Here is a 7,475-nt window from a genome sequence, read left to right on the forward strand (position 1 = left end):
TCCAGCGCCTCCAGCACGCCGGCCGGGCTCGTCTTGTCCTCCAGGAACACCAGCCGCCCGCCGGCCGCCAGGATCGGCGTGACGTAGCACGACGTGCCGTGCGTCAGCGGGGCGGCCAGCAGATAGCCGTCGTCCGGCCCCAGGCCCCAGCCGTGCATCATCGACACCGCCCCCGCCACCCAGGCGCGGCAGGGCTGCAGCACGCCCTTCGGCCGGCCGCTGGAACCGCCGGTGAACTTGATCGCCTGCACGCCGTCCAGCGGCCGCTCCACCCGCTGCGGGCGGCGGCCGTGGTTGGCGGCGATCAGGCCGGCCACCGAATCGGCGCCTTGCGCCCCGGCGCCCAGCACCCGGTGCGCGCCGGGCGGCACGCCCACCTTGTCCAGGCAGTCCTCGTCCACCACCAGGATGGAGGGGTTGGTGGCGGCGACCTTGCCGTCCAGCTCCGGCCGGTTCTCGCGCGGGTTCAGCGGCACCCACACCTTGCCGGCCGCCAGCGTCGCCAGCAGGGCCAGCAGGTGCGTCACCGTGTTGTGGGCGCAGATGCCCACCCGGCTGCCCGGCGTCGGATCCAGCGCCTGCAGCCCGGCGGCCAGCGCGTCCACGCGCGCCACCAGCTCGGCATAGCTCAAATTGCCGGATGGCGCGTCCACGGCGACGGCCCCGGGGGCGTGGCGGGCGGAGCGGTAGAGGAAGTCGATGGGCAGCATGGCCAGACCCGATTTGGTCGCGGATTGTTGCGGTTGACAACCATAAGGCCGCGGGCCATCGTCGGGAAAACAAAAATAAATTCCACGAGGAGGAGGGGAGACATGCTCAAGACGATTGCCGCCCGTGCCGCCGCCGGTGCCCTGGCGGTCCTGCTGGCGGCGGGTGTGGCGGCGGCGCAGACCTACCCGACGAAGCCCATCCGCATGGTCGTGCCGTTCCCGCCCGGTGGTGCGACCGACATCTTCGCCCGCCTCGTCAGCCAGAAGCTGTCCGACAGCCTGGGCCAGCAGGTGGTGGTGGACAACCGCCCCGGGGCCGGCGGCAACATCGGTGCCGACGCGGTCGCCAAGGCGGAGCCGGACGGATACACCATCGTCATGGGCACGGTCGGCACGCACGCCATCAACGCCAGCCTGTACGCCAAGATGCCCTACGACACGCGCAACGACTTCGCCCCCGTGGCCCTGGTGGCCGAGGTGCCGAACGTCCTGGTCGTGAACCCGCAGCGCGTCAAGGCCAACACGGTGGCCGAGTTCATCCAGGCGCTGAAGGCCAAGCCCGGCGAGATGACCATGGCGTCGAGCGGCAACGGCACCTCCATCCACATGTCGGGCGAGCTGTTCAAGCAGATGACCGGCACCGACATGGTGCACGTCCCCTACAAGGGCAGCAGCCCGGCGCTGACCGATCTGCTGGCGGGGCAGGTGGACTGCATGTTCGACAACCTGCCGGCGGCCATCCAGCACATCCGCGCCGGCAGCCTGAAGGCCATCGCCGTGACCACGGCCAAGCGCTCCCCCGCGCTGCCCGACCTGCCCACGGTCGCGGAGGCCGGCGTGCCGGACTTCGCGGCGTCCAGCTGGTTCGGCGTCTTCGCGCCGGCGGCCACGCCCAAGCCGATCGTCGACAAGCTGAACGCCGAGATCAACAAGGCGCTGGCCACCGAGGACGCCGCCAAGCGCTTCGCCGACATGGGTGCGGCCGCCCGTCCCATCACCCCCGCCCAGTTCGGCGACTTCACCCGCGCCGAGTTCGACAAGTGGGCCAAGGTGGTGAAGGTGTCCGGCGCGAAGGTGGATTGACGCACCTGAGTTGGGGGACCGTAGCGCGATGCGCCTGACCGTCACCCGGGACGTGGCCGCCGGGCTGATCTTCCTCGCCGCCGGGGTGGGCGGGTTCCTGCTTTGCCTCGACCTGCCGGTGGGGGTGGGGGCGCGCATGGGGCCGGGGTACATGCCGCGCGCCCTGTCGCTGGGGCTGGCCGGGCTGGGCGTGGTCGTCACGGCGCGGGCGTTGCTGTTCGGCGGCGCGCCGCTGCCGCGGCTGGCGTGGCGGCCGCTGGGGCTGGTGCTGGCCGCCATCCTGTGCTTCGCGGCCCTGCTGAAGGTCGCCGGGCTGGTGCTGACCACCGCCGCCGCCGTGCTGGTCGCCACGCTGGCCGCCCCCGACCGGCGCTGGGTGGAGGCCGTCGCCTTCGCCGGCCTGCTGGCGGCGTTCTGCGTGGCGGTGTTCGTTTACGGCCTCGGCCTGCTGATCCCCATCTGGCCCATCTGGCTGGTGCCGTGATGGACCTGCTGGCGAATTTGGCACTCGGCATCGGGGTGGCGTTCACGCCGGCCAACCTGGGGTTCTGTCTGGCCGGCGCGCTGCTGGGCACGCTGATCGGCGTGCTGCCGGGGCTGGGGCCGGTGGCCACCGTGGCGCTGCTGCTGCCCATCACCTTCACGCTGCCGCCCGTCGGCGCGCTGATCATGCTGGCCGGCATCTACTACGGCGCGCAATACGGCGGCTCCACCAGCGCCATCCTGGTCAACCTGCCGGGCGAGTCCTCCTCCGTCATCACCTGCCTGGACGGCTACCAGATGGCGCGGCAGGGGCGGGCGGGGCAGGCGCTGGCGATCGCCGCCATCGGGTCGTTCTTCGCCGGCACGGTGATGACGCTGGCCATCGCCCTGTTCGGCCCGCTGCTGACGGCGCTGGCCAAGCAGTTCGGCTCGGCCGAGTACTTCGCGCTGATGACGCTGGGGCTGGTCGCCACCATCGTGCTGGCGTCGGGCTCGGTGCTGAAGGCGGTGGGGATGATCTTCCTGGGCCTGCTGCTGGGCATGGTCGGCACCGACGTGAATTCCGGCGCGCAGCGCTTCACCTTCGGCGTGGCGGAGCTGTCGGACGGCATCGGCTTCGTGCCGCTGGCCATGGGCCTGTTCGGCCTGTCGGAGGTCATCTACAATTTGGAACGGCCGGAACGGCGCGACGTGCTGTCCGGAAAGCTGACCGGCCTGATGCCGTCGTGGCGCGACCTGAAGGCGTGCTTCCCGCCGATCCTGCGCGGCACGGCCATCGGCGGGGTGCTGGGCGTGCTGCCGGGCGGCGGTGCGGTGCTCAGCAGCTTCGCCGCCTACACCATCGAGAAGCGCATCGCCCGCGACCCCTCCCGCTTCGGGCGCGGCGCCATCGAGGGGGTGGCGGCGCCGGAGGCGGCGAACAACGCAGGCGCCCAGGCCTCCTTCATCCCGCTCTTGACGCTGGGCATCCCCGCCAACCCGGTGATGGCGCTGATGGTCGGTGCCATGATGATCCAGGGCATAGCACCGGGGCCGCAGGTGATGAGCACCCAGCCCGACCTGTTCTGGGGCATGATCGCCAGCATGTGGGCCGGCAACCTGATGCTGATCGTCATCAACCTGCCGATGATCGGGCTGTGGGTGCGGCTGCTGCGCGTCCCCTACCGGCTGCTGTTCCCGGCCATCCTGACGTTTTGCGCCATCGGCGTGTACAGCCTGAACAACTCCCTGTTCGAAGTGGCGCTGATGGCGCTGTTCGGCTTGGCCGGCTACCTGTTCCTCAAGCTGGAGTGCGAGCCCGCACCGCTGTTGCTGGGCTTCGTCCTTGGCCCCATGATGGAGGAGAACCTGCGCCGCGCGCTCCTGCTGTCGCGCGGCGACCCCATGGTGTTCGCGCACCGGCCGATCAGCGCCGGCCTCCTGGCGCTGGCGGCGGTGATCCTGGTGGTCGCCGTGCTGCCGGCCATCCGCCGCAAGCGCCAGGACGTGTTCGTCGAGTAGGGGGCCAACCATCATGACCCACCGCCTGAAGCGCCTGCTGGTCCCCGTGCACGACGCCGCCGCCGTGGACGCCGCGCTGCCGCGCGCCTGCCGCCTCGCCGCCTGCCTGGGAAGCGTGGTGGAGGTGCTGTACCTGCGCGGCATCGCCGTGGATCGCGTGCTGCTGGGCGAGGGGGCGCCGCCCGCCGCGCTCCGCCACCGCCTGGACGAGGCCGAAGGCGCCGAGGACCGCCGCATGGCCGCCGCCCAAGCCGCGGTCGACCTGCACTCCGGCACGCACCCAGGGACGCAGGTCCGCTGGCGCGTCGCCGCCGGGGCGGAGACGGCGGCGCTGGCCCGGCACGGCCGGCTGTGCGACCTGATCGTGCTGCCGCGCCACCGCGGCAACGCCACCACCGTGCACGGGCCGCAGTTCAACGCTGCGCTGTTCGAGACGGGGCGCCCCGTGCTGCTGCTGCCCGAAACCGGCGACGCGCTGCCGGTGTCCCGCGTCGCCGTGGCCTGGGACGGCAGCGTGCAGGCCGGCCGCGCGCTGGCCGACGCGCTGCCGCTGTTGGCCGGCGCCGAATCGGTAACGGTGCTGCGCGTCAGCGACGACCCGCAGGACGGCGAGGCGGAGGAGGTGGTCGCCTACCTCGCCGACCACGGCATCGCCGCCGCGGCGCGCCGCGTGGCGCCGGCCGGCAGCGTCGCCGACACGCTGCGCGCCGAGGTCGCGGCCGCCGGGATCGACCTGCTGGTGATGGGCGCCTACGGCCACAGCCGCCTGCGCGAGCGCGTGCTGGGCGGCGTCAGCCGTTCGCTGCTGTCCTCCGCCCCGGTGCCGATCCTGCTGGCGCATTGACGCCGCTACGCCACCGTCCCCAGCAGCCACTCCTGGAACGCCGCCATGGCGGGGGTGGGCGTCTTCGACTTGAGCTTGGTAAGCCAGTAGCTGCCCTTGGACACCGCGATCCCGAACGGCTGCTCGACCGCGCCGACGGCAAGGTGTCGGCGGAACATCGCGGGCGGGGCCAGCGCCACGCCGATGCCCTGGACGGCGGCCTCCACCATGGTCGAGGAGGAATCGAACACCGGCCCCTTGATCGCTGGCGGTGCCGCCACGCCAGCCGCCGCGAACCAGTCCAGCCATTCGTCGGCTCGGTAGGAGCGCAGCAGCGTCTCGCGCGCCACGTCGGCCGGCTCGCGCAGGCGTGCGGCCACCTCGGGCGCGCACAGCACCGACAGCGGTGCTTCCAGCAGCCTCACCGCGTCCGTGCCGTGCCAGGCGCCGGTGCCGAAGCGGATGGCGAAGTCCAACCCCTCCGCCGCGATGTCCACCCGGTTGTTGTTGGTCGACAGGCGCAGGTCGACGAAGGGGTGCGCGTCGCGGAACTGCGGCAGGCGAGGCAGCAGCCAACCCACGGCGAAGGTGCCGACCGCGCCGACCGTCAGCACCTCGCGGAAGCGTCCGCCCTCGAACTGCTCCAGCAGGCCGCCGATGCGGTCGAAGGCGTCCTGCAGCGTCGGCAGCAGCGCCATCCCCTCGTCCGTCAGGGCAAGGCCGCGCGGCAGGCGGTGGAACAGGACGGTGCCCAGCCGCTCCTCCAGCAGCTTCACCTGATGGCTGACGGCGGCCTGGGTCACGCACAGCTCGATCGCCGCGCGGGTGAAGCTGGCGTGCCGGGCCGACGCCTCGAAGGCACGCAGCGCGTTCAGCGGCAGGTACGGGCGGACCATCCGGATCCCAAAATTTTTCTAATGCCTCGCCCCAGGTATCATCGTTTGCCGCCCCGCCGCCAGCGGATTATCCCAGGCCCAGGCAACGCTTATGAGAGGGAAGGGACCGATGATCGACCGGCGTCAGTTTACCGGCGGACTGCTCCTGGCGGGCGGGCTGGGAGCCTTTGCGGGCAAAGGCTTCGCCGCCACCACCGACACCAGCCCCGTGGTGTGCACGCACGTCCGGGACCTCGCCACGGGGCGCGCGCTGTTCCGCGATGGGCCGTGCGACCGGCGCTTCAGCCCCATGTCCACCTTCAAATTTCCTTTGGCCCTGATGGGCTTCGACTCCGGCATCCTGAAGGACACGCACGACCCCCGGTGGGACTACCGGCCGGAATACGCGTCGAGAATGGAGCAGCAGAAGATCGCCACTGATCCCACCATCTGGTTGCGCGAGTCCATCGTCTGGTACTCCCAGGAACTCACCCGGCGCATGGGGATGGAGCGCTTCAAGGCCTATGTGGACGCGCTGGACTACGGCAACCGCGACGTCCGCGGGAACCTCGGCAGGAACGACGGGCTGACCGAATCCTGGCTGATGTCGTCGCTGACGATCTCGACCGACGAGCAGGTGCAACTGCTGTCGCGCGTCTTCGCCCGGACGCTGCCGGTGTCGGGGCACGCCTGCGACATGACGCTGGCCAACATGCCGAGCTTTCCGGCGGACGGTGGCTGGACCGTGTGGGGCAAGACTGGCAGCGGCTGGCTGCGCGACGCCAAGGGTGCCGTCGACCGCACCCGGCCGCTCGGCTGGTTCATCGGCTGGGCCGAGAAGGACGGCCGCCGCGTGGTCTTCGCCCGGCTGGAGGCCGGCGACCCGCAGACCAAGGGCTTTGGCGGCCCCGCGGCACGCGCCGCGGTGCTCGCCAAGCTGTCGTCCATGATCGGGAAGGCGTGACGGGCCGTTAGGGCCGGGCCGGGATGGTGAGGCCGCGCTGCACCGCCGGCCGCGCCAGCCCGCGCTCCAGCCACGCCGGGACGTGGGTCAGTTCGCTGTACGCCACCAGGTCGCCGGCGCCGTAGAAGCCGATCAGGTTGCGCACCCAGCCCAGCAGCGCGATGTCGGCGATGGTGTAGTCGTCGCCCATGATCCAGGTGCGGCCGGCCAGCCGCCCCTCCAGCACGCCCAGCAGGCGCTGCGATTCCGCCCGGTAGCGTTCCTGCGGGCGCTTGTCCTCGATTTCGCGGCCGGCGAACTTGTGGAAGTAGCCGAGCTGGCCGAACATCGGGCCGACCGCCGCCATCTGGAAGAACACCCACTGGATGGTCTCGTACCGCCGGGCCGGATCCGTGGGCAGGAGCTTGCCGGTCTTCTCGGCGAGGTACAGCAGGATGGCGCCGGATTCGAACAGGACCAGCGGCTGGCCTCCCGGCCCGTCGGGGTCGATGATTGCCGGGATCTTGCCGTTGGGGTTCAGTGACAGGAACTCCGGCGTCCAGGTCTCGCTGGCGCCGATGTCGATGGTGTGCGGCTCGTACGGCAGCCCGGTTTCCTCCAGCATGATGGAGACCTTGACCCCGTTGGGCGTGGGCAGCGAATAGAGCTGCAGCCGGTCGGGATGCGTGGCCGGCCAGCGTTTGGTGATGGGGAAGGCAGAAAGATCGGGCATCCGGAACTCCTGGGGGAAACGGCGCCGGGCGGTGCCCGGCAGGATCGTGGGATGAGGTGTTTCGCACGCCCTGAATTCCAAGGGGGTAGCCCGCCGAACAGGGGTGATTGACGCAAGCTACGCTCCAGGGCTTGACGCGCTTGCGTCAAGTGCGCGAGTGTGCCCCGCCACGGCACACGCTTTTCGGAGGTTCGATGAACGGCGACGAGCTGCGCGCCATCCGCGAACGGCGCGGCGAAGACCAGCAGGGCTTCGCATCCTGGCTGAACGGCCAGCTGAACCGGCGCTACGACCGCTCCCGCGTCAGCCGGTGGGAGAGCGGGGC

At 71.2% G+C, this 7,475-nt stretch carries 8 protein-coding genes; 5 read left to right on the top strand and 3 right to left on the bottom strand.

The window, feature by feature from the left end:
* Positions 1-710 (bottom strand): class I adenylate-forming enzyme family protein (locus VED21_RS32545; RefSeq protein WP_324889975.1); only part of this gene is annotated, 710 nt, incomplete at its 3' end.
* Between the two features lie 102 nt (positions 711-812).
* Between VED21_RS32545 and VED21_RS32550 the strand changes: the two genes are divergently transcribed.
* The 4 genes from VED21_RS32550 to VED21_RS32565 are packed head-to-tail and all read left to right on the top strand — an operon-like array spanning position 813 to position 4,620.
* Positions 813-1,793: a tripartite tricarboxylate transporter substrate binding protein gene (locus VED21_RS32550; protein WP_324889977.1), complete on the top strand. Its 981-nt coding sequence runs from the start codon at positions 813-815 to the stop codon at positions 1,791-1,793.
* A 28-nt stretch (positions 1,794-1,821) separates the two neighbouring features.
* Positions 1,822-2,277, top strand: a complete 456-nt coding sequence (locus VED21_RS32555; protein WP_324889979.1) for a tripartite tricarboxylate transporter TctB family protein — start codon at positions 1,822-1,824, stop codon at positions 2,275-2,277.
* Positions 2,277-3,776, top strand: a complete 1,500-nt coding sequence (locus VED21_RS32560; protein ID WP_324889981.1) for a tripartite tricarboxylate transporter permease — start codon at positions 2,277-2,279, stop codon at positions 3,774-3,776. Before VED21_RS32555 ends, VED21_RS32560 begins: the two co-directional genes overlap by 1 nt.
* 13 nt (positions 3,777-3,789) lie before the next feature.
* Positions 3,790-4,620: a universal stress protein gene (locus VED21_RS32565; RefSeq protein WP_324889983.1), complete on the top strand. Its 831-nt coding sequence runs from the start codon at positions 3,790-3,792 to the stop codon at positions 4,618-4,620.
* A gap of 5 nt (positions 4,621-4,625) precedes the next feature.
* Here the strand turns inward: VED21_RS32565 and VED21_RS32570 are convergent, their stop codons facing one another.
* The gene (locus VED21_RS32570) at positions 4,626-5,495 is read right to left on the bottom strand and encodes a LysR family transcriptional regulator (protein WP_324889985.1); all 870 of its coding nucleotides are present in this window, start codon (positions 5,493-5,495) and stop codon (positions 4,626-4,628) included.
* A gap of 109 nt (positions 5,496-5,604) precedes the next feature.
* On the opposite strand from VED21_RS32570, the gene blaOXA reads away from it, so the two are divergent.
* Positions 5,605-6,438 carry a class D beta-lactamase gene (blaOXA, locus tag VED21_RS32575; protein ID WP_324889987.1) on the top strand — a complete coding sequence of 278 codons (834 nt, stop codon included), beginning with the start codon at positions 5,605-5,607 and terminating at the stop codon, positions 6,436-6,438.
* Between the two features lie 7 nt (positions 6,439-6,445).
* On the opposite strand, the gene VED21_RS32580 is transcribed toward blaOXA, so the two are convergent.
* Positions 6,446-7,150, bottom strand: a complete 705-nt coding sequence (locus VED21_RS32580) for a glutathione S-transferase N-terminal domain-containing protein (RefSeq protein WP_324889989.1) — start codon at positions 7,148-7,150, stop codon at positions 6,446-6,448.
* Positions 7,151-7,475 lie beyond the last annotated feature (325 nt).

Source organism: Azospirillum sp., from assembly GCF_035627195.1.
Taxonomy (GTDB): domain Bacteria; phylum Pseudomonadota; class Alphaproteobacteria; order Azospirillales; family Azospirillaceae; genus Azospirillum.

What these genes read in the sequence shown, in the direction of transcription:
- VED21_RS32570 (WP_324889985.1), bottom strand. Translation starts at nt 5,495, where the DNA reads ATGGTCCGCCCGTACCTGCCGCTGAACGCGCTGCGTGCCTTCGAGGCG.
- VED21_RS32565 (WP_324889983.1), top strand. Translation starts at nt 3,790, where the DNA reads ATGACCCACCGCCTGAAGCGCCTGCTGGTCCCCGTGCACGACGCCGCC.
- VED21_RS32550 (WP_324889977.1), top strand. Translation starts at nt 813, where the DNA reads ATGCTCAAGACGATTGCCGCCCGTGCCGCCGCCGGTGCCCTGGCGGTC.
- VED21_RS32560 (WP_324889981.1), top strand. Translation starts at nt 2,277, where the DNA reads ATGGACCTGCTGGCGAATTTGGCACTCGGCATCGGGGTGGCGTTCACG.
- blaOXA (WP_324889987.1), top strand. Translation starts at nt 5,605, where the DNA reads ATGATCGACCGGCGTCAGTTTACCGGCGGACTGCTCCTGGCGGGCGGG.
- VED21_RS32580 (WP_324889989.1), bottom strand. Translation starts at nt 7,150, where the DNA reads ATGCCCGATCTTTCTGCCTTCCCCATCACCAAACGCTGGCCGGCCACG.
- VED21_RS32555 (WP_324889979.1), top strand. Translation starts at nt 1,822, where the DNA reads ATGCGCCTGACCGTCACCCGGGACGTGGCCGCCGGGCTGATCTTCCTC.